The organism is Vibrio sp. PBL-C16 (assembly GCF_034321865.1).
In the GTDB taxonomy this organism is placed as follows: domain Bacteria; phylum Pseudomonadota; class Gammaproteobacteria; order Enterobacterales; family Vibrionaceae; genus Vibrio; species Vibrio alginolyticus.
In genome coordinates, this window is record NZ_JAXLNY010000002.1 from 1,482,709 (window position 1) to 1,504,613 (window position 21,905).

21 protein-coding genes are annotated in these 21,905 nt (G+C 43.1%); 10 read left to right on the forward strand and 11 right to left on the reverse strand.

Annotation, left to right across the window (positions count from 1 at the left end; translation table 11 throughout):
* Positions 1–4: 4 nt before the first annotated feature.
* The 4 genes from ccoS to uspE all read left to right on the forward strand — a co-directional run bounded on the left by ccoS (position 5) and on the right by uspE (position 2,823).
* Positions 5–169 carry a cbb3-type cytochrome oxidase assembly protein CcoS gene (ccoS, locus tag UQW94_RS15080; protein WP_005377493.1) on the forward strand — a complete coding sequence of 55 codons (165 nt, stop codon included), beginning with the start codon at positions 5–7 and terminating at the stop codon, positions 167–169.
* 8 nt (positions 170–177) lie between these two features.
* Positions 178–858 (forward strand): sulfite exporter TauE/SafE family protein, encoded by a 681-nt coding sequence (locus tag UQW94_RS15085; protein WP_033905304.1) that lies wholly within the window; start codon positions 178–180, stop codon positions 856–858.
* Between the two features lie 90 nt (positions 859–948).
* Positions 949–1,695 (forward strand): FNR family transcription factor, encoded by a 747-nt coding sequence (locus UQW94_RS15090; protein WP_005377497.1) that lies wholly within the window; start codon positions 949–951, stop codon positions 1,693–1,695.
* A 180-nt stretch (positions 1,696–1,875) separates the two neighbouring features.
* The gene (gene uspE, locus UQW94_RS15095) at positions 1,876–2,823 is read left to right on the forward strand and encodes a universal stress protein UspE (protein ID WP_005377500.1); all 948 of its coding nucleotides are present in this window, start codon (positions 1,876–1,878) and stop codon (positions 2,821–2,823) included.
* A gap of 139 nt (positions 2,824–2,962) precedes the next feature.
* Here uspE and ttcA read toward each other — a convergent pair whose 3' ends face one another.
* The 4 genes from ttcA to UQW94_RS15115 form a co-directional block, all read right to left on the reverse strand.
* Positions 2,963–3,856 carry a tRNA 2-thiocytidine(32) synthetase TtcA gene (gene ttcA / locus UQW94_RS15100; RefSeq protein ID WP_005377502.1) on the reverse strand — a complete coding sequence of 298 codons (894 nt, stop codon included), beginning with the start codon at positions 3,854–3,856 and terminating at the stop codon, positions 2,963–2,965.
* A gap of 198 nt (positions 3,857–4,054) precedes the next feature.
* Positions 4,055–4,717 carry a DUF2987 domain-containing protein gene (locus UQW94_RS15105; RefSeq protein ID WP_213867465.1) on the reverse strand — a complete coding sequence of 221 codons (663 nt, stop codon included), beginning with the start codon at positions 4,715–4,717 and terminating at the stop codon, positions 4,055–4,057.
* A 13-nt stretch (positions 4,718–4,730) separates the two neighbouring features.
* Positions 4,731–5,567 carry a glucosaminidase domain-containing protein gene (locus UQW94_RS15110; RefSeq protein ID WP_017634900.1) on the reverse strand — a complete coding sequence of 279 codons (837 nt, stop codon included), beginning with the start codon at positions 5,565–5,567 and terminating at the stop codon, positions 4,731–4,733.
* Positions 5,560–6,357 carry a hypothetical protein gene (locus UQW94_RS15115; protein ID WP_005377508.1) on the reverse strand — a complete coding sequence of 266 codons (798 nt, stop codon included), beginning with the start codon at positions 6,355–6,357 and terminating at the stop codon, positions 5,560–5,562. The genes UQW94_RS15110 and UQW94_RS15115 overlap by 8 nt, the downstream gene beginning before the upstream one ends.
* A gap of 400 nt (positions 6,358–6,757) precedes the next feature.
* Here UQW94_RS15115 and potA point away from each other — a divergent pair, with 400 nt between their 5' ends.
* From potA to UQW94_RS15140, 5 genes are all read left to right on the forward strand, one after another.
* Positions 6,758–7,873, forward strand: a complete 1,116-nt coding sequence (gene potA, locus UQW94_RS15120; protein ID WP_017634901.1) for a spermidine/putrescine ABC transporter ATP-binding protein PotA — start codon at positions 6,758–6,760, stop codon at positions 7,871–7,873.
* Complete coding sequence (gene potB, locus UQW94_RS15125) at positions 7,854–8,714, forward strand: spermidine/putrescine ABC transporter permease PotB (protein ID WP_005377512.1); 861 nt, start codon at positions 7,854–7,856, stop codon at positions 8,712–8,714. The genes potA and potB overlap by 20 nt, the downstream gene beginning before the upstream one ends.
* Positions 8,714–9,484: a spermidine/putrescine ABC transporter permease PotC gene (gene potC / locus UQW94_RS15130; protein ID WP_005389180.1), complete on the forward strand. Its 771-nt coding sequence runs from the start codon at positions 8,714–8,716 to the stop codon at positions 9,482–9,484. Before potB ends, potC begins: the two co-directional genes overlap by 1 nt.
* Before the next feature lie 102 nt (positions 9,485–9,586).
* A complete protein-coding gene (locus UQW94_RS15135; protein WP_322142351.1) occupies positions 9,587–10,618 on the forward strand; it encodes an extracellular solute-binding protein in 1,032 nt (343 codons plus the stop codon).
* 249 nt (positions 10,619–10,867) lie between these two features.
* On the forward strand, positions 10,868–11,905 hold the full coding sequence (locus tag UQW94_RS15140; RefSeq protein ID WP_005377521.1) for an extracellular solute-binding protein: 1,038 nt from the start codon (positions 10,868–10,870) through the stop codon (positions 11,903–11,905).
* 88 nt (positions 11,906–11,993) lie between these two features.
* Here the strand turns inward: UQW94_RS15140 and cobB are convergent, their stop codons facing one another.
* Positions 11,994–12,725, reverse strand: coding sequence for a Sir2 family NAD+-dependent deacetylase (gene cobB, locus UQW94_RS15145; RefSeq protein ID WP_005377522.1), 732 nt, complete (start codon positions 12,723–12,725; stop codon positions 11,994–11,996).
* 118 nt (positions 12,726–12,843) lie between these two features.
* Here cobB and UQW94_RS15150 point away from each other — a divergent pair, with 118 nt between their 5' ends.
* Positions 12,844–13,017, forward strand: coding sequence for a hypothetical protein (locus tag UQW94_RS15150; RefSeq protein ID WP_165401620.1), 174 nt, complete (start codon positions 12,844–12,846; stop codon positions 13,015–13,017).
* A gap of 32 nt (positions 13,018–13,049) precedes the next feature.
* Here UQW94_RS15150 and UQW94_RS15155 read toward each other — a convergent pair whose 3' ends face one another.
* From UQW94_RS15155 to fdh3B, 6 genes are all read right to left on the reverse strand, one after another.
* On the reverse strand, positions 13,050–14,270 hold the full coding sequence (locus UQW94_RS15155; RefSeq protein WP_322142352.1) for an ammonium transporter: 1,221 nt from the start codon (positions 14,268–14,270) through the stop codon (positions 13,050–13,052).
* Between the two features lie 442 nt (positions 14,271–14,712).
* The gene (locus UQW94_RS15160; RefSeq protein WP_213973174.1) at positions 14,713–15,219 is read right to left on the reverse strand and encodes an ankyrin repeat domain-containing protein; all 507 of its coding nucleotides are present in this window, start codon (positions 15,217–15,219) and stop codon (positions 14,713–14,715) included.
* Positions 15,220–15,221: 2 nt separating this feature from the next.
* Entirely contained in the window at positions 15,222–19,397 is a 4,176-nt protein-coding gene (locus tag UQW94_RS15165) for an RHS repeat-associated core domain-containing protein (RefSeq protein WP_322142353.1), read from the reverse strand.
* Positions 19,398–19,820: 423 nt separating this feature from the next.
* Positions 19,821–20,237: a membrane protein gene (locus tag UQW94_RS15170; RefSeq protein WP_005377532.1), complete on the reverse strand. Its 417-nt coding sequence runs from the start codon at positions 20,235–20,237 to the stop codon at positions 19,821–19,823.
* Complete coding sequence (locus tag UQW94_RS15175) at positions 20,221–21,273, reverse strand: formate dehydrogenase subunit gamma (RefSeq protein ID WP_222716691.1); 1,053 nt, start codon at positions 21,271–21,273, stop codon at positions 20,221–20,223. Before UQW94_RS15175 ends, UQW94_RS15170 begins: the two co-directional genes overlap by 17 nt.
* 14 nt (positions 21,274–21,287) lie before the next feature.
* A complete protein-coding gene (gene fdh3B / locus UQW94_RS15180) occupies positions 21,288–21,896 on the reverse strand; it encodes a formate dehydrogenase FDH3 subunit beta (protein ID WP_274013918.1) in 609 nt (202 codons plus the stop codon).
* Between the last annotated feature and the right edge of the window lie 9 nt (positions 21,897–21,905).

Below are 21,905 nucleotides of genomic sequence, written 5' to 3' on the forward strand. Positions count from 1 at the left end.
AAACATGGAAAGTCTTTATATATTGATTCCCATCGCTATCGTTCTCGTTTGTGTTGCTGTCGCCGTTTTTCTTTGGGCGGTAAGAAGCGATCAGTTTGAAGATCTTGAACGGCAAGGGCACAACATTCTTCTCGACGAAGAAGACCAATCTAATAGTGATAAAAAGTAGCGACCTTTATGACTCCTGATTTTATCGGTGCGTTGATGATCGGCTTAGTAGGAGCCGGTCATTGTATGGGTATGTGTGGTGGTATCGCGTCTCTGCTTACCATGGGCTCTTCTGCTAAAAATAAAACCACCCCTCTTATCCCCCTCTTCTACAACCTCGGACGATTGATCAGTTATACCTTAATAGGAGCATTAGTGGGTGGTGCTATATCAGGTTTATCTGAGCTTAGTGGGTTAACGCATTCTCTTGCTTGGTTAAGGCTGATTGCTGCGTTATTCATGATTCTGGTCGCGCTGTATATTGCTAAATGGTGGCAAGGCTTACTTTTAATAGAAAAGCTAGGGCAGTATCTCTGGCGCTTTATCTCGCCGGCAGGGAAGAGTTTGTTGCCATTAAAGCATCCTCTTCACGCGTTGCCATTTGGCTTTATTTGGGGTTGGTTACCATGTGGTTTAGTTTATTCAGCGCTTACTTGGTCGGCGGTTTCTGGTAGTGCGATGAACGGCGGCCTAATTATGCTTGCGTTTGGGCTCGGAACGCTACCTGCAATGCTTATTATTGGATACGGTGCCAATCATTTTCAGAAATTACAAAAATCATTAATATTTAGAAATATTTCAGCATTAATCCTTATTGGCTATGGTACGTATACCGCTGTAGGAGCCTTAGCATTACTCGGTTTCATATAACGTTAAACTCTATTGAGGTGACATTTTTGCTACCCTTTAGGATTAAGCGATGCTAAAATATTGATGTATATCAAATAGTGAAAGGTTGTTATGATTTCTGAAAAACCTGCAACAAAGCGTATCCAATCAGGCGGTTGCGCCATTCATTGCCAAGATTGTAGCATTAGTCAACTGTGTATCCCGTTCACTCTAAATGAGGCAGAACTTGACCAACTTGACCAAATCATCGAACGTAAGAAGCCTATTCAAAAAGGACAAGAGCTTTTTAAGGCCGGTGATGAGCTAAAATCGCTATACGCTATCCGCTCTGGTACCATCAAGAGCTATACGATCACAGAGCAAGGTGATGAGCAAATCACAGCGTTTCACTTAGCTGGAGACTTAGTCGGTTTCGATGCTATCACTGGTGACTCCCACCCTAGCTTTGCTCAAGCACTCGAAACGTCGATGGTATGTGAAATCCCATACGAAATTTTAGACGATCTATCGGGTAAAATGCCTAAGCTTCGCCAGCAAATCATGCGTTTGATGAGTAACGAAATTAAAGGTGATCAGGAAATGATTTTGCTTCTTTCTAAAAAGAACGCAGAAGAGCGACTAGCTGCTTTCCTTTACAACCTATCAACGCGTTTTTCTCAGCGTGGCTTCAGCCCTAGAGAGTTTCGTTTAACTATGACTCGTGGTGATATTGGCAACTACCTTGGTCTTACAGTCGAAACGATCAGTCGTTTGTTAGGTCGTTTCCAGAAATCTGAGATCCTAAGCGTAAAAGGTAAATATATCACTATCTTAGACCACGATGCATTGATGGAACTTGCTGGTGTAACTAAAGAATAATACACCCTAATTATTGATGTAGCTCGAAAATGAGCTACATCATATTTCTCATAAATTCCTTTCGAAAGTCCTCAAAAAGTTCTCCAAACTAAGCTACAGTAAAAATGTACGGTGAGTACTCCAAAATACTGATTTAATTTACATTCAGTATCTGGTTTTGCAATAGAAGTGGGCTTAGTTATGAGTATATACAGTAAGATCCTTGTTGTAGCTGACATCAATAATGATGAGCAGCCCGCACTTGCAAGAGCTGTTCAATTAGCTCAGAAAAGTGTATCTAGAAGCCGAATCACTTTCTTTTTATCCATTTACGATTTCTCGTATGACATGACGTCAATGCTATCAGTGGATGAAAGAGATGCTATGCGTCGAGGTGTCATTCATCAGCGTGAGCAGTGGATGCGTAAAATTGCTCAACCATACCTAAACGATGGCTTCGACTTTGATGTTTGTGTTGTCTGGCACAACCGCCCTTATGAGGCGATTATTGCTGAAGTCTATGCAGGCAATCATGACCTAGTCATCAAAGGCACACGTAAGCATGATGTTTTAGAGTCTGTCATTTTCACACCGACAGATTGGCACTTGTTGCGAAAATGCCCTATTCCAGTGCTTCTTATCAAGAATGCTGCTTGGCCGGAACAAGCAAGTATCCTTGCCTCAGTACATGTGGGCTCAGAAAACCCGACTCATATTGATCTCAACGATACGATGGTCGAGCGATTAAAAGAAATCACCACTCGGCTTGAGGCCAAGCCATATCTTGTAAACGCCTATCCCGTTACACCGGCGAATATTACGATTGAACTTCCTGAATTTGACCCAACGACTTATACCGATGCAGTGCGAGGTCATCATTTAACGGCTATGAAAGCACTACGCCAAAAACATGGTCTTGATGAAGAACAAACGATAGTTGAGCAAGGTTTACCTGAAGATGTCATTCCGGCAGCTGCAGAGCGCTTGAACGCAGCAATGGTTATTTTAGGTACCACAGGGCGAACAGGGCTTTCTGCTGTCTTTATTGGTAATACAGCGGAGCACGTAATTGATAAAATAAATTGCGACGTGTTGGCTCTAAAACCAAAAGGCTACATTAGCCCTCTCGACCCAAATACAGCAACCTAATCTCTCTTTAGTATTGCTATGTATTGAGCGCTTTCAAATAAGCGCTAATAAATCCCCCGAATACAGGGGGATTTTTTTTGGGAACAGTTAAAGCGTTGGGTACAAAAAAGGAGGTCTAATTGACCTCCTTTTTTACGGGTTAGATGTTCGTAACATCGATGAACATTGATTCATCAATATTCGTCGAAGAAACGACAGCCTCATTAAATTCATACTCTTCGCGGTTACCTTCACGATCTAGCGGTAAGTTAACAAAGTCGAACAATTCCCGGTCTGCTAGTTGGCTTGGGCTTACGTTTTGAATTGATTTAAAAATCGCTTCCACACGCCCTGGCGTCTTCTTATCCCATTCAATCAACATTGCTTTTATAGATTGACGCTGAAGGTTCTCTTGAGAGCCACAAAGGTTACAAGGAATAATTGGGAAATCCTTGTGCTCAGCGTATTTGATCAGATCTTTTTCACGACAGTAAGTCAATGGACGAATGACCACGTTACGGCCATCATCAGAGCGTAGCTTTGGTGGCATCGCTTTAAGGCGAGAGCCGTGGAACATGTTCAAGAACATTGTTTCGACGATGTCATCCATGTGATGACCTAGCGCAAGCTTAGTTGCACCAATCTTCTCTGCAAATGAATACAGCGTACCACGTCGCAGGCGTGAACACAGACCACAAGTGGTTTTGCCTTCTGGTACCTTCTCTTTTACGACGGAATACGTGTCCTTATCGACGATATAGTAAGGGATATTCAGTGTTTCGAAATACTCTGGCAGAATGTGCTCAGGGAAACCCGGTTGTTTTTGGTCTAGGTTTACCGCAACCACTTCAAATTTTATCGGTGCGGCTTTTTGAAGATTCAGCAGGATATCAAGCATCGCGAATGAATCTTTACCACCGCTAATACATGCCATTACAACATCGCCTTCTTCGATCATGTTGTAATCAGTAATGGCATTTCCAACATGTCTTCTTAGGCGTTTCTGAAGCTTGTTGAATTCTAGGGTTTCTTTTCTTGTATCTATTTGGTTCATTGCGGGCTCTCACATCGCCGATAAATCGACTAGGACTTCCTAACATGGGTTTCTTTGGGGCGTGGATTATACGAGCTTTTTACGCAGGATTAAATGCTTGTCTTATTGAGTCTTTAAGAAAAGAGTGTGAAAGATACTTTAGTTACGGTCAAAATTAAAAAAGAGCTGCGATTGCAGCCCTTTCTAAACGTTCAGTGTTCATTTCTTTGCGTTAGGTAGATAAGGTAACACTCGCATCGTCGGTTCTGGTAGTGTCATTGTGCCACCTTGCCCTATTTCACTTAGTGCGACTTGTATCTTGCCATTGACAATTGGCTTTTCGGTTCCGTTTGAGAAAATCACTTTATCATTCAGTTGATTTGCAAACTCCATCGTCACACCTTGAACTTCCGGTGTAAACCAACCCGCAAACATACCGCCTAAATCTTCCAGCATCGTCTGCATTTGAGGTAGAAGAGGCTTAATTTGCTCGTAAGAAACGTTACCCTGTAATGGTTCTTTGGTCATCACGACAAGTGAGTAATCGCAACGTGTATCTTTTGGGGTATCGACAAAAACCAACGGATTTGCTGACTTTAAGTTTTTATCAACTGGTAAAGGCAACTCTTGTGAAGCAGGGATAACAAACTCTTCATAGTGCTCTTCTTTTTCCATCCAAGCTTTTTCTATCGTACAAATTTGCTTAGTTTTTGCGTCCACAAAAAAGACACCAACTTTCACATCGTCATGCCCTTCTTTGTTGTTGTTTTTTAGTTGAGTGTATAACTTTGAGTACGTGAACATGTACTCTTGAGCTTGGGTTGTCGGCGATACAAGAATTAGCGCCGCACTTCCCAACAGACTTAGGCTTAACTTTTTCATTTTATCCGTTATTTTATTGCGTCCAGTAGGCGTTGTTATGACGAATCATAGCGCGAAGATCGTGTACATAGGCGATGCCACGTTCAGAATAGGCTAGCAACCCATGCGTTAACTCTGACGCGGTTGCGACCGTTAACAAGCCCTTGTTCTTTTCAGCCAGAGATGTTCTGATTTCACGCAGGTCTGCATACGCTGGGTTTCGATTAACATTCATAAAGTAGCCATGAACAGACTGTTGTACAGAATCGAATTTTTCAACTTCATGAACTTTGTTAGCGCCACGTTGCGCTGGAACAATTCCACAGCCCTTTTTATAACACCATTGGCCGAACAAGTTGTTTGCTTGAGTAGCAAAACGAGAAGTGCCCCACGCAGATTCATTTGCCGCTTGAGTTAGAACCAAGGCTTCAGGTAAGACGTTCACTCGCACAAGCATCTCGTCTAGCCATGCTTGATCAATCTTATCGTTACTCAAGGGCAACGAATACAGAGATGATAACCGCTGAGCATACTCTTGTTGTTCTTGCGTCACTTGTCCCACCTTTAAAGAGGTAAGAAAGGCCCGCTCATGACGAATTCGTTGATTCTCAAGAGCAATTTTAGGCCTTAAAAAATCAAAAAAAGCAGCTTTTTTCTCTTTCGTATCTTTTATTGAATTGAAGTCTGGGATATCACCGATGTATGGCAAGTGTGATAAATCGACATGCTTAATCTTGCCAGAGAGTACGTCAGGATTTTCCACATATTTAAACTGTTTCTCGTAGTGTAAATATGGGCCTATAGAAATGAAAGTGGCGGCTATACAGGTTGCCGCCACTCGTAAACTTATTGATTTCAAAGAATTAGGCATCAAACACCTGTGAGTTACCATCGTGATCATTATCGTTTTTCTGTGTTGTAACGATCTTAAGCTTAATTCCAAACATTTCGCGGTAGAGTATGCCTTTCAAATGGAAGAAGAATGGCAGCACAAAAATCAAGCCAATACCGTAGAACATTGCTGCAATAATAAACATTAACATCACGCCTAAGTAAAGCCCCGCGACCACAAAAATCTTCTTGTTGATTGCGCGAAGTGATAACAGCAACGCTTGCATTGGTGGCACCCTTTTCTCACAAATCAACAAGATAGAGTGACTAAATGCCAAGGAAAGATACAGCGACAGTAAAGGAAAAATCATACCAACCACACCTTGTAGCATTAAGCTCATGAGCGTTGCTAGGATAACAGGAATGGTGAACTGCAACCCCTTTCCAACATGGCGCAACTTAGTCTTTAAGCCAGCGACATGACTCATAGCCATCAAACTTATCCCCGCATAAATTGGGGCGCTAATCACCTCATAACTGAAATTCGCGACATAAATAGAAGACACAATATCGTTTGTGAACGACTCTGGGTTCTCAAACGCATCAAGAATAACGGTCAAATCGCCCAACTGCAGTTTTAATGCAATATAGAAAATACCTAACTGGACAAAAAGCAATACAATAATGGCAGGAGAAAATGATAAAAAGTGCTGGATGGTTGCTCGCCAAGCTTCGTTAAAAACCGCGCCAGCTTTAAGCTCGTAGTTGCCAGACAAAGCTCGCTCTACACTCCCCCCAAGATTGAAATCTTTCTCAAAATCGTCGTTCATAGTTTATCCAAGACTAACTTGTAAAATTTTGACTGGAATTCCAGTCAATTAATGTAATCGTCATTATAAAGAAATCTTTCCACATCTAACATCACAACTCACCTACAATCCTTGCAATCTCAACTGTATGGTTGATAATTGACCACTTTCAAGGTCATGAAATTGAAACAATTGTTGAACAAAGTTTAGTGCTATCAAACTGTGTCTAGATGCCAATTAATCTCATAAAAACAGTATGGTAAGGAATGATGGCTTTTTCCTGCAAAATTATTTCTGTTTCAAGATAAGAAAATGCTTTAATTTCACACTTTTGGTGATTATGATGCGCGCCTCAAAAGTGAATGGTTAGTGTCACATCAGCTGGGATAATCCCGGCTTGAACGTGGGGGAAATACAGACGTTGAACGCAAAACCGCAAGCAGGAAAGCCAGTTATTCGTTTATCTGGTATTAGTAAAAGTTTCGATGGTAAGGAAATCATCGGTAATTTAAATCTGGATGTTAATCATGGTGAATTTCTGACGATTCTCGGGCCTTCTGGTTGTGGTAAGACAACAGTTTTACGCATGATTGCAGGTTTTGAAACGGCAGATAACGGTCAAATTATTTTGGATGACCAGGATGTAACACAGGTTCCTGCAGAGCAAAGGCACGTCAACACGGTATTTCAAAGTTACGCATTGTTTCCACATATGACCGTATATGAGAATGTCGCTTTTGGTCTTCGTATGCAGAAAACGCCTACTGCGGACATTGAACCACGAGTAATGGAAGCACTGCGCATGGTGCGCCTAGAAAAAATGGCACAGCGTAAGCCTCATCAGCTTTCTGGTGGTCAGCAACAACGTATCGCCATTGCGCGTGCGGTTGTTAACAAACCAAAAGTACTGCTGCTAGATGAATCTCTATCGGCACTTGATTACAAACTGCGTAAGCAAATGCAAATTGAGCTTAAACAGCTTCAGCGTCAACTTGGTATTACCTTTATCTTCGTTACGCACGATCAGGAAGAAGCCCTTTCGATGTCTGACCGCATTATTGTAATGCGCGATGGTGTTATCGAGCAGGATGGTTCTCCACGTGAGATTTACGAAGAGCCGAAGAACCTATTTGTTGCTCGCTTTATCGGTGAGATCAACGTATTCAACGCAACCATGCTAGAGCGTATCGACGAGAAACGTATCCGTGCAGAAATCGAAGGTGTCGAGTCTGTTGTTTACTACGATCAGGAAGCGCAAGCAGGTGAAAAACTGCAAGTACTACTTCGCCCAGAAGACTTACGTATCGAAGAGATCAAAGAGTCTGAAGAAAAAGGCATCGTAGGTCACGTAACAGAGCGTACCTATAAAGGTATGACGCTTGATTCCGTTATCCAATTGGATTCAGGCATGCGTGTAATGGTTAGCGAATTCTTTAACGAAGATGATCCTGATGTGGACCACTCACTTGGCCAGAAAGTCGCTATCACTTGGGTTGAGAGTTGGGAGGTAGTCCTCAATGATAAGCAAGAAGATTAATCTTCAAAACGCGATCATTACCTTAATCGTCGGTTGGTTAACACTTTTCGTGTTGGTACCAAATGTGATGATTATCGGTACGAGTTTCTTAACGCGTGATGAAGCAAACTTAATCGAAATGACATTTACTTTCGACAACTACTTACGTCTACTCGACCCCTTGTATGCGAAAGTGCTGATGCACTCGTTCTACATGGCGATTGTGGCGACGTTGTTGTGTTTAGTAATTGGTTACCCATTTGCTTACATCATAGCGAAAATGCCAGAGAAATGGCGCCCATTCATGTTGTTCTTAGTTATCGTACCTTTTTGGACAAACTCTCTTATCCGTACTTACGGCCTGAAGATTGTTCTGGGTACACAAGGTATTTTGAACAAATCATTAATGGCGATGGAAATCATCGATAAGCCATTACGTATTATGTACACCGAAACAGCAGTAATGATTGGTCTTGTGTACATCCTACTTCCATTTATGATTCTGCCGCTTTACTCGGCAATCGAGAAGTTGGACAACACTTATATCGAGGCGGCGAAAGATCTTGGTGCGAACAAGTTCCAAACCATTACGAAAGTGATTCTACCTCTTACAATGCCTGGCATTATCGGTGGTTGTTTGTTGGTTCTGCTACCAGCACTAGGTATGTTCTACATCTCTGACCTTCTTGGTGGTGCGAAGAACCTACTGATTGGTAACGTTATTAAGAGCCAAGTATTGAACGCTCGTGACTGGCCATTTGGTGCTGCGACCAGTATCGCCCTCACCTTCGCAATGGCTGTGATGCTTTACGCTTACTACAGAGCAGGCAAACTATTGAATAAGAAAGTGGAGCTAGACTAATGGGACGCACAGTTAGATTTAGCTTTATGGCGCTGGTGTATGCATTTTTGTATCTGCCAATCATCGTCTTAATTGTTAACTCATTTAATGCCAACAAATTTGGTATGAAATGGGGTGGTTTCACCACGAAATGGTACGAAACCTTAGTAAACAACGATAGCCTAATGCAAGCTGCATGGCATTCATTGAACGTAGCGGTATTCTCAGCGACAGCAGCAACCATCATTGGTAGCTTAACGGCCGTTGCCCTATTCCGTTACTCGTTCAAAGGTAAAGGTGCGGTAAACGGCATGCTGTTTGTCGTGATGATGTCTCCCGATATTGTAATGGCGATTTCATTACTTGCTCTGTTCCTAGTATTAGGCGCACAGCTTGGCTTCTTTACACTATTGATTGCTCACATCACCTTTTGTCTACCATTCGTTGTGGTAACTGTATACAGCCGCTTAAATGGCTTTGATGTGAAAATGTTGGAAGCAGCAAAAGACCTTGGTGCAAGCGAATGGGTTATCTTGAAACAGATCATCCTTCCTCTTGCTAAACCAGCGGTTGCCGCAGGTTGGCTATTGAGCTTTACCCTGTCTTTGGACGATGTGATCATCAGCTCGTTTGTAACGGGTCCAACATACGAAATCTTGCCATTGAAGATTTACTCAATGGTTAAGGTGGGCATTTCACCGGAAGTTAACGCCCTAGCAACGGTGATGTTGATTGTTTCTTTGGTCTTGGTAGTAATTTCTCAGTTGCTAGCAAGAGAAAAAGTGAAGTAGAATCCGCACCTGTTAACATCACGAAACAGAATGGTTACATGCCATTCTGTTTTTCTATCTATCGTCCAAAATTGGACAACGTTTGGTTTGGAGCTAACGTCAATGAAAAAATGGGCTACTCTATTAGCTGGTAGTGCATGTGCGCTTTCTCTGTTCTCTGGTACAGCGACAGCGGATGATAAAGAACTAGTATTTATGAACTGGGGTCCTTACATCAACAGTAATATCCTAGAGCAATTTACTAAAGAAACTGGCATCAAAGTGATCTACTCGACTTACGAGTCGAACGAAACTTTGTATGCAAAGCTAAAAACTCATAACCAAGGTTATGACCTAGTAGTACCTTCAACGTACTTCGTGGCGAAGATGCGTGACGAAGGCATGCTACAAAAGATCGATAAGACTAAGCTGAAAAACTTCGGCAACCTAGATAAAAACTACCTAGACAAGCCTTACGATCCAAGTAACGACTACTCTATCCCACACGTTGTTGCGATTACAGGCCTAGCGGTTAACGCAGACATGTACGATCCAAACGACTTCCAAAGCTGGGCTGACCTATGGAAGCCTGAGCTTGAAGGTCAAGTAATGTTGATGGACGACACTCGTGAAGTGTTCCATATCGCTCTGCGTAAACTTGGCTACTCAGGTAACTCAAAAGACCCTAAGCAAATCGATGAAACGTACGCTGAGCTACAAAAGTTGATGCCAAACGTTCTAGTTTTCAACTCTGACAACCCAGGCGCACCTTACATGTCTGGCGAAGTGGGCGTTGGTATGCTTTGGAACGGTAGCGCCGCAGCGGCACAAAGTGAAGGCCTGAACCTTAAACTCGTTTTTCCTAAAGAAGGCGGTATCGGCTGGGTTGATAACTTCGCTATCTCTTCCGGTGCGAAGAACGTAGAAGCCGCTCACAAGATGATCGACTTCTTACTGCGCCCAGAAATCGCAGAGCAAATCTCTCGTGATACTGGCTACCTAACGGCGGTGGAGGAATCGAATGCTAAGTTTAAAGACGTTGGCCCACTATTCCCTTCTCAAGAAGACCTTGACCGCGTTGAATGGCAAGATGCGGTTGGTGATCTAACCGTTAAATACGAAGATTACTTCCTCAAGCTGAAAGCGGGACAATAATCTAGCTTGTGTAACAAGTCATCAACCATAGGAAAATAGGCAGCAATACGCTGCCTATTTTTGTCTTAGGCTGATATAATCGCGCGTTGCTAGGTTTATTTGTCTTGGTATCATAGATTTATCGTCTCATAACAAGGAGACAACGATATTCAAGCTAAATGAACATATTTGTGCTTACTGCGATTTGGCTCAACTTGATAACTCCAGCTAGTATTGACTTGTCCAATCGCGAAACAAAACGGAAAACAAATGAAAAGTAAATTCTACGCAAGCGCTCTATGTGCAGCGACGCTCATCGCTACCCCTGCAATGGCTGCTGATCAAGAACTGTATTTCTACAACTGGTCGGAATACATTCCAAACGAAGTTCTTGAAGACTTTACAAAAGAAACCGGAATCAAAGTTATTTACTCTACATACGAATCTAACGAGAGTATGTACGCAAAACTAAAAACTCAAGGTTCTGGTTACGACTTGGTAGTACCGTCTACCTATTTCGTCTCTAAAATGCGTAAAGAAGGCATGCTACAACAGATCGACAAAGAGAAATTATCTCATTTTGCCGATCTTGATACTAACTTCCTAAACAAACCGTTCGATCCGAACAACAACTACTCTATCCCATACATTTGGGGTGCGACCGGTATTGGTATCAATGCTGACATGCTAGACAAGTCATCGGTTTCTAAATGGGATGATTTCTGGGATAGCAAGTGGGAAGGTCAACTAATGCTGATGGATGATTCTCGCGAAGTATTCCACATTGCATTGACTAAGCTTGGTTACTCACCAAACACGACTAACCCAGAAGAAATCAAAGCCGCTTACGAAGAACTGAAAAAGCTAATGCCAAACGTATTAGTATTTAACTCAGACTTTCCTGCAAACCCTTACCTTGCGGGTGAAGTTTCACTAGGCATGCTTTGGAACGGTTCTGCATACATGGCTCGTCAAGAAGGCGCGAACATCGACATCATCTGGCCAGAAAAAGGCACTATCTTCTGGATGGACAGCCTAGCAATTCCAGCTGGTGCGAAGAACGTTGACGCAGCTCATAAGATGATCGATTTCCTACTACGTCCTGAGAACGCAGCTAAGATTGCACTTGAGATTGGTTATCCTACGCCAGTTAAAACGGCACACGATCTGCTACCGAAAGAATTTGCTAATGATCCAAGCATCTTCCCACCACAAGAAGTGATGGACAGCGGTACTTGGCAAGATGAAGTTGGCGAAGCGAGCGTAATGTACGATGAGTACTTCCAAAAGCTAAAAGTGAACAACTAATTCGTTAGTTTTAAAGATATGAAAAGGCGGCTCATGAGCCGCTTTTTTGTTCTTAATGACAAGACAAAAACTCTTCCTGTTGAAGTTATTACGCTCTTTCTTTTCCTTCTAGAGCCAGTATCTCGTCAACTAATTTTGGAACCTCAACGCTTGCTTTTCCGTAGCGTTTTTCCTCAAATTCACTTTCTACCGCACTAGGTTCTAGGTTAATTTCAATGGTATGTGCGCCGTGCATTTTTGCATCATGAACAAAACCTGCTGCGGGATACACAACGCCAGAAGTCCCAATAGAAATAAACAAATCTGCTTCTTCTAATGACGCGTAGATATCACCCATTCGCAGTGGCATTTCACCAAACCAAACAATATGTGGTCGCATTTGTGAAGGGATCTGACAACAGTGACAAAGCTCGCCGGTCTTAATGTCCTCATTGTGCTCTACTACTTGGTTAGATTCACTACAGCGGGCTTTGAGCAACTCACCATGCATGTGAATCACATTCTGACTGCCGCCTCTTTCGTGAAGGTTGTCTATATTTTGAGTGATGACCGTCACTTTACCTTCTAACTCAGCCTCTAAACGACCCAATGCTTCATGCGCTGCATTAGGCTTTATCGCATTATCTTGAAGTTTCTTGCGGCGTTGGTTGTAAAAATCTTGAACAAGGTCCGGATCGCGAGCAAACCCTTCAGGCGTTGCTACATCTTCGATACGGTGATTCTCCCATAGGCCATCTTGCGCACGAAATGTTTGAATACCAGATTCGGCCGAGATACCTGCACCAGTAAGTACTACAATATTTCTATAAGGGAAATTCATAACTCATCCTTGCTGTTTTTTCATTAGCTTAACACTGAAAGAATAGCAACAGTAGTAATATGGATTAGACCATAGTCGTAATGGTCACTATTAGAATTACAATTTAAGAGGAACAGCAATGAGACAAGTATCTCTAGCGTTTATATTGCTTATGACTTTGGCAGGCTGTCAACTTACCAATGTTGAAGGCGAAGTCGATGATGTAAAGGTAAGAGTCAGCACCAATGATGATGACCATCGAGGTAATGGTAATTTCTGTCCTCCTGGCCAAGCCAAGAAAGGCAATTGCTAACAGAGCGGCTTTATGCCGCTCCCATATTGGCCTCAATCCTCGTTGGTCGAAGATATTTTATGAATGGCTAGGTCAGCGCCATTGAATTCGTCTTCTTCTGAAAGCCTCAGTCCCATACTGGCATTGATCGCACCGTAGACTACAAGTGCACCAAGCACTGCGATGGAAAGGCCCAAAAGCGTTCCTAGAAGCTGAACGATAATACTCACGCCACCTAGCCCACCCAATGCGCTTTGACCAAAAATCCCAGCGGCAATACCACCCCAAGCGCCACATACACCGTGTAAAGGCCAGACACCTAGCACATCATCAATCTTGGTTTTGTTTTGTAGGTGGGTAAAAAGATAAACAAATAGCACGCCAGCAATCGCACCTGTCACTAAAGCACCGATAGGATGCATTAAGTCTGAGCCCGCACATACAGCAACCAAGCCAGCTAGTGGGCCGTTATGAATAAAGCCAGGGTCATTCTTACCAGCCAACAGTGACGCGACAATGCCCCCGACCATTGCCATCAATGAGTTCATAGCCACCAAGCCACTTATGCCTGACACAGTTTGAGCTGACATAACGTTGAAGCCAAACCACCCCACACATAAGACCCAAGCTCCCAAAGCCAAAAACGGAATATTCGAAGGTGCAAAGTTGGTGTGCTTTCCTGCTCGAACTCTGCCTTTTCTCATGCCCAAAAACACGACGGCAACAAGCGCTATCCAGCCGCCAACACCATGCACAACGACTGAACCTGCAAAATCGTGGAAGCCATAACCAAAGGTATTTTCAAACCAAGCTTGAACACCAAAGTTTCCGTTCCAGATCATTCCCTCAAATAACGGGTATACGATGCCGACAGTGAAAAATGTTGCGATTAGAATCGGATAAAAACGAGCTCGCTCTGCGATACCACCAGAAACAATAGCAGGAATCGCTGCAGCGAAGGTCAGCAAGAAAAAGAACTTCACCAACTCGTAACCATTGCCTTGAGATAACGTCTCTGCATCAGCAAAGAAGGTGCCGCCATAAGCGACCCAGTATCCAATGAAAAAATACGCAATGGCGGAAATACCGAAATCGGCCAAGATTTTAACTAAAGCATTAACTTGGTTCTTTTGGCGCACGGTTCCTACTTCAAGAAAAGCAAAACCAGCATGCATCAAAAAAACCATGATTGCGCCAAGTAGTAAGAAAAGTGTGTCGGAACTTTGCGTGAGAGTTTGTACAGCGCCGTGTACCTGATTGGCAGTTACACTCATTATAATTGTCTCCGTTGATCTGTAGCGCACTTATCCTGTGCATCAAAGTTAGGCTCATCACCAATTTGGTGAACTTAATTTATAGAGCGTCTAACAGAGCAATTCTCATTCCACAATTTACATTTCTAACATTTACTTTTTAATATTTTGTTTTATATAAACTTTAATAAAATTTGACGTTCTTGAAATGGTACTTTACACGCTAATAAATGCACCAGTGTGGTTTTAGTGCACCAACATAATGCGCACCATATAGCTCAACAAAACGTCAAAGCCACCTCATGAGAGGTGGCTTATATACTGAATTGCCAACTAAAGGAGTTTATCGAGTGATCTTCCCTGCTTTTACGCCCTCTAACCAACGCCCCTCGACGAGATAACGAGGAAGCCAACCAGTTTCAACAGATAAACGGTTACCTTTGTCGTACCATATTAACTTCCACTAAGCGTGCCTATTGTGCTCTTTAATCATTTCTGCGATTTCCTTGCGTCCCCACTCATAAGCAAACTCTATAGCGTCCATGTCTTTCATAGAGTTACCAGTATATTTAACCTTTGTATCTATACCAGCTTTTAATAATAACTCCACAATATTTTTATGACCAGCATGGATCGCAGCAAACAATGGGTTGCGGTCTGGTTCAGATATATCCATCACTGCATTTCTTTCTAGAAAATAGGTAAGTAAGTCTAAATGACCTTCATATGCAGCTGTATTTAAGGGAGTTACACCTGAAGGCCCCCCCTTGATATTTACATCAATACCTAGATTCACCAGAAGCTCTACAATTTTATCTTGCCCTTGCTCCGTTGCGATGTGCAACCAGGAACCCAGAGGCGTAATTAGATGAAGTAATTTGTCATCTCCTGAGAGAATTTTTTCAACCTCACTCACGTCACCCGATCTAATCGCGGCCATTACATCTTTTGCGCTGTGCTCACCGGCCATCTTTATCTCCTCTCAGCTGCGGTTTTACCCAGTAATTTTAAAGCATTAACCATATCAACGCGTTTACCCAACATTTTATCAGTCGCTTTAAGAGTATCAACAACCTGCCGCAACGCATTAATATCATGCTGTCCAGCGATACGGTTGGGAGCCCACACTAAGTTCTCAAAACCAAATATTGGGTCGATATCATATTTTCTTAAAAGCTCCTGCCCCTCCATAACTAGATCTTGTTGATCCTGCCCCAACCCCCTCTTAAATAGTACGTGGTGAGCATGTGGATCCGGCATGTCTGCAGGAGGAGGCCCAGCTAAAGTCCTCAAATAAGAACCAAAATCATAGTTATTTAAATTGTTGGTATCAGAGTCGCGCAACTTTAACCGTGTAAGAGACCAATCTGTAAAGATTTTAGAGCCCTCATTGGAGTTATGAATGGTCTTTGAGGTTTCAAAAGCTTGACTTTCGCCAAAAACATGTCCGCTTACAAACTCCTCAATCCCAACAACATACTGCACTTCGTGTCGGCTGCCATCTGAATAGTTAATATGACGATAAAAAGTAATCTCGTTCTTCTCACAATCAATATGGTCTAAATCGTATTCATATCGAATATTGTTTTTACCATTGGGTTTTCGGATTTTGACTTGCGAGCGAACGCCATCTTCTCCGACAGATGACTCTTTTGCTACCTCTAAAATCTGATCACAAACCTCTTGGGGAACGTTGTTTTGCGCCTGATACTCAGCCAGCATTTGTTGTAAGCGTTTTAGCCCTTCTTCACACAAGAAGCCTGTTGGGTCAATCCACTGGATAGGGTTGACTGCATATTGGTAATGATTAATACCACCAGCAATAGATATCGGATCTTGTTGGATGAAACGTCCTAGCTTAGGGTCGTAATACCGAGCGAGGTTGTAATGTAAGTTGGTTTCTTGATCGAAATACTGCCCTTGAAAACGTAATGGATTTACTACTTTTTCAATATGTACATGAGCAAAGCCGTGAACATCGTAACTTGCACTCCATACAACATTCCGTTCGCAATCGATTAGTCGCTCTGGCTTACCAACTTGATCGCACTGGTACCAATAAATAACGTCATTTTCTAGCAGTGCCACTGGCGTGTAGGTTTCGGGTTGATATAGGTACCAGCGGAAAGCACCTGAAGAGCGTTCACCAATTAAACGTTCACCTTCCCACAAGAACTCTGTAACGCCTTGTTGTGTAATTTTCTTCGTTCTGCGCCCTAGAGCATCATATTCATATTGACTGATGCCATCGTCGGTGTGAACTTCAATGAGCTGATTTAACGCATCAAATACGCGAGTCTGAACGTGTCCTTGCCCCTCACGTTTTGTCTGATTTCCTTGCGCGTCATATTTGAACCGGACATTATCGTGCACTTCAATACGATCAGCGAATACCTCTGAAGATGGCAAAGTAGGATTGCCAAAACTATCGTATTCAAACTTAGTCACTTCTCCGGAAGCATTGACTCGTTTCAGTTGCCCTAAGGCATCGTACTGATAGTGTGTTGCTCCTGCCGTATTATCAATGATTGATGAAATACGGTTTTGCGCATTGTAAACGTACTTTTTCTCTCTATCAGGCCAATGTTGTTCGACCAAACGACCAACACCATCATAAATGATGCGCTCATTAAAATGTGCCGTTTCAATTTGGGAAACTCGTCCCATTTCATCGTAATGAAATTTGATTTGAGGTAAATCTAGGTTTCCAAACCGAATCGCTGAAAAACGCCCATATCGATCGTAAGAGAAGTTCAGCTCCGTATTATCTGGCAGTACCTGAGATACGCGTTGGCCAACTCTGTTAAACTCCTGCGCTATCTCAAACTGACCTTGAATGCGCTTTGTTAAATGCCCGAATGAAGAGTATTGGTATTGCAATGTTTGATGGCGATTGGATGCGAAAGTAAGTCGACCACCAAGCGTATAATTGAAGTGGTTCTCTACAATACTGCTACCATTTCCTGCTTTGACGTGCTTGAGATAACCCGCAGCGTCATAGCGATACAGCACAGTCCTATCGGCGACTTGCTTACGATGGATCCGCCCCATATCGTCATAATCAAATTGGCTTTGTAGATTATCAAACCCAACAGTTCCTGATAGCTGGCCTTCATCGTCATACATAAATTCGAATTCTAAGCCGTCACTCCGAACTAATTTAGTCAGGTTACGTTGTTGATCGTATTCGTAAGAAATATGGCTGCCATCGGGAAAGATGACTGCTTCTTGTTGCGCGAGTGCTCCCCATTGATACGAGGTAATGCCTGCTGGCGTTCGAATCTGAGCAACACGGCTGTGCTCATCGTAAGAATATTCTTCGCTATAACCGACTTTGTCTTCGTCGTTAAAATAACGAACTGATGTACGCCTGCCAAATTGATCATAAGCGAGTTGAGCAATACACCCATCGGGATAAGCAACGCCATTCACCAGATCTTCTTCGTTGTAGCTGTAACGAAGTAATGTACCGTCTATTTCATTCGCGATAAGTCTTTGTTGTTCATCCCACCACCATTGACTTTTCTTACCATCTTCAGACTCTTTTTTGACGACTTGACCGTGTTTATCGTAATCATATTCCGTGACACAGCCGAACTGATCGGTATCCCAAACTCTTTGACCGAGGCTATTGTAGTAAGCCTTCTCGATATCCCCATCAGGTGAAACCGTTTTAACTAACTTACCTAAGCCGTCATAACCATATTGAATTTCTTTGCCAGAGGAATGAAACTTAGAAACTAATTGACCATGCTGATTATATTGATAATTGACCGTTGACTGATCAGGATAGATAGCTTGTGCTTTTCGTCCTAATTCATCATATTGCCATCGCCAAGTTCTACCTGTGGGGCTTATTTTCTCAAGTAGGTTACCCTGCTCGTCATGCAAGAAAGACCATTGATGATCTAACGAGTCAGAATAAGAAGAATGATTTCCCTGATAATGGAAGCGATAGTCATAAATTCCTGCGTCCCCAACGTTCCTGATGCATTTCGCGTTAGCACCTTCGCCATCCCATTCAAAATAATGAGTAAAGCCAGTTGGTCGTACACGCTTAACAATTAAATGACCGCTATATTGATATTGTTCCTTTAAGCCCAAATGATTAGTTGCACTGACCAAATCATCGTGCTTATCATAGGTATAAGTTGTCAGAACTTTTTGGGACTTTGCATTAAGCAGTTCTACAAGGCGTCCTTGCTTATCATATTGACATTCAAGAACCGGACGCTTGTTATATGCGATCTCGATCAATCGATGGTTTCGAGAATACTGCAATTGAAACGTTGAAAACGTGCCATTTCTAACTTGTTTAACAAGCCAACGATCATCTTTTTGCTCAAACCGATATTGATGCCCACTAGCGAGCGTCACGATCCGAGTTGCTGAATTTAGGAAATAACAGCTCGCACCAGCGTATATCTGGTAACTTGTCGCTCCAATATCTACTGGCTCAAATTCTGTGATATCTGCCTTATCGTCAACAAACTTCCAAGCGATAACATTGTCTTTCTCGTCGGTCTTCTCGTGCAATTCAAACTGAAATGCATGTCGCCAACCAAAGCCCATTCCATGATTTACATCCGACTGCGATGAGCGGTAAGTACGCTGCCAAGTAGTACCTTGTTGTAGCTCGATATCATAGAGTTCGAGAATTTCTTCACCCGTCACAAGTGATACAGGGTCACCGGCTTTCTCATGTTTTTCACTGCTTTGTTGCTGAGGCTTGGCGGATGCGGCACTTCTGCCACTCTTTTTATTCGACTTCCCCTTTCCCTTCGATGGTTTTGCATTGACGGTATTTTGAGTCGGTGGAGGCGTAACCGCTGACGAGAGCGCGTAGTTTTCGCCGGTAGGTACAATTCGAGCGACATGTAAGTCACCGTTCACCAAAGCATTGGCAAACGTTGAATTATAGTGTTGGGAAGTAAGCTCACCGTCAGGTATGTTTGGCTTGAATTGACCAATCGCATAGAACAAATCCTCGACAGAGCGAAGGTCAAGCTCACCAAAGCTCTCAAGAAACTCTATTGCCTCTTGTTTGGTCACGAATGTTTTAGGTTCGCCGCTAGTAAGTAACTGACCAGAGAAGTGATAACTTTCGCCAAAGCGATTCGTGATAGGAATGACGAATTGAGGGATCATAGCCGTAACGTGTTTGTCCTTTTCTTACCTTGCCGCATCATTTAATGCTCGTTTCGCTCTTTTTATTTGTGAGAGCAAGATGCCTTAATCAAACATCCTCCGATAGAGATTCCTCTGTATGCGTAGACTGAATGTATTGATGGCAATTTTCACGTATGCAACTCTTTGAATTTCTGAGCACAGCGTACTTTAACGGGACGATGAATCCTGAGTAAATGAACAATAGCGTGAGTGAGACTAATGTCTCATCGTGACGCGATTTTTTTACATGTTTCTTACTTAACTATGATTTTCTGCCCAGTTACGTAAATTCACTCAATAAGTTGCATCAAGTATCACCACTGCGACTCAACGCTTCATATTTGAGACAAAACAGCAACAAAAAAACCGCCTATTACGGCGGTTTTGCTTAAAGAATACTGATTAAAGGTTTGGACCTGTCGATGGTCTGTGTGGTTGGTTATTGAGCAGTTGCTGCATCCCTTGAAACATTCGCATAAACCACACCAAGATGGCTAATGCAGCAAACACCATCCCTACCCAAGGAATAAAGTAAGCGATGGTTTCAAGCAAAGTACTATGCAACCAATAATCACTCACGCCAACGAGTACACCGTTAGAAGTCGCGACGGTGACGATCAACACAACAAAAAACGTCAGGTAGAGAAAGAAGGTGCGAATTAAACCGTAGTAATGAGAAATCACTACGTCGCTGTCTTCTCCCTTATCTAATCGGTAACCCGCATAGATAATTGCGATAACGCCTGAGATCAGAAACGTAAACGGGGTCAGACAGCTCAGGATGTACGCAACCCAAATCCCGTTATGAGGTTTGTTCATTCGCTTTCGCTCCTTTTACTTCCGTTTGTGCCGTATCTGTTTCGCCCATTGCTTCTTTGGACTTCACTTCCTTATACCAAAGATCGTGGTGTTCTTTCGCCCATGTCTCGTCAACTTCACCAGTCACCATGCCTTCTAACGCACCTTCCATACCGAATAGACCAATATAGATGTGGAAGATAAAGCCACAGATTAGAATCAGTGCCGAAATCGCATGAACTAAGTTAGAAAGCTCCATGTCACGGCGAGTTTGGCCAAAGATAGGAAAGTCCAGAACTAAGCCACTCACTGCCGCGATAGCACCAAAGAAGATCAACAACCAATAGATTGCCTTCTCGCCACCGTTTGAGAAACCAGCTGACGGATGTGTGCCTTTGTGTTTACCAACCATACCGCCCATTTTCATGAACCAACGAACATCAGTCATGTTTGGAATCGACTTGCGCCACCATTTAAAGAGCACGAGCATCAGCAAAATGAAGAACAATGGTCCCATGTAATTGTGGTACTGCTTCGCCAACATGACGATAAAGCCCCAGAACTCAGTAGGAACGTACGGTTTTAAGAAGTGCTTACCGTAAACCAGCATCAAACCACTGAATGCCAACGTTAAGAATGTAAACGCCATACTCCAGTGAAGCGCGCGGTCTAAACGAGACCAACGCTTCATCTTTTTACCAGTACGCGGCTTGCTAAGCATCAAAGGACCAACGAATACGTAAGCCATGATAACCATCGCGATACTGCCGAAAATCGCGACAGCACCAGCAGGAGACATCCATTTCTCTTTTAGAATGTACCAAGTCTCACCAGGTTTACTGATCAATACGCCATGTTCTGGCGATTGGGACGTGGTGTGGCCTTCTTGCCCCTCTCTGACTTCGCGCCAATAGTCTGCCCCGGCGAGTTGCGTGATCTCCTGTTGAATAACTTTAGAAGATTGTTCCTCTCCTGAAGCAGGCATTGCGAAAGTCAGCAGCAATGCCGTCATCATTGACAGCATTGCTAGAGATGCACGTTTAAGCGTGTTTAACATGTGCCTCTCCTTACTTAGCTTTTCGTCGCATCGTAAGAAAGATCGTTTCCGTCTGTCCAACCTGCGTTTTTCGCGCCGCGTTCTACCACACGTTGACGGAAAATGTCAGAGACTTTCTCTGCGTCACCCGCAAGCAGCGCTTTGGTTGAACAAAGCGATGCACACATCGGTAACTTGCCTTCTGCGATACGGTTCGCACCGTATTTTTGACGTTCTTCCTCAGAGCCAGGCTCTGTTTCTGGGCCGCCCGCGCAGAAAGTACATTTATCCATTTTGCCACGTTCACCAAACGCCTCTTGTTTAGGAAATTGAGGTGCGCCAAACGGACAAGCAAACAAACAGTAACCACAACCGATACACAGATCTTTATTGTGAAGAACGATGCCGTCTTCGGTATGTTCGAAACAATCAGCTGGACAAACTGCCATACAAGGCGCATCGGTACAGTGCATACAAGCAACAGAGATAGAGTTTTCACCAGCTTCACCGTCGTTTAGTGTTACCACGCGGCGACGGTGAATGCCCCATTCAAGCGCATCGTCGTTTTCGTTCTTACATGCAGTAACACAGCCGTTACACTCGATACAGCGTTTGGTGTCACATAGAAATTTCATTCGTGCCATTGTCAGACT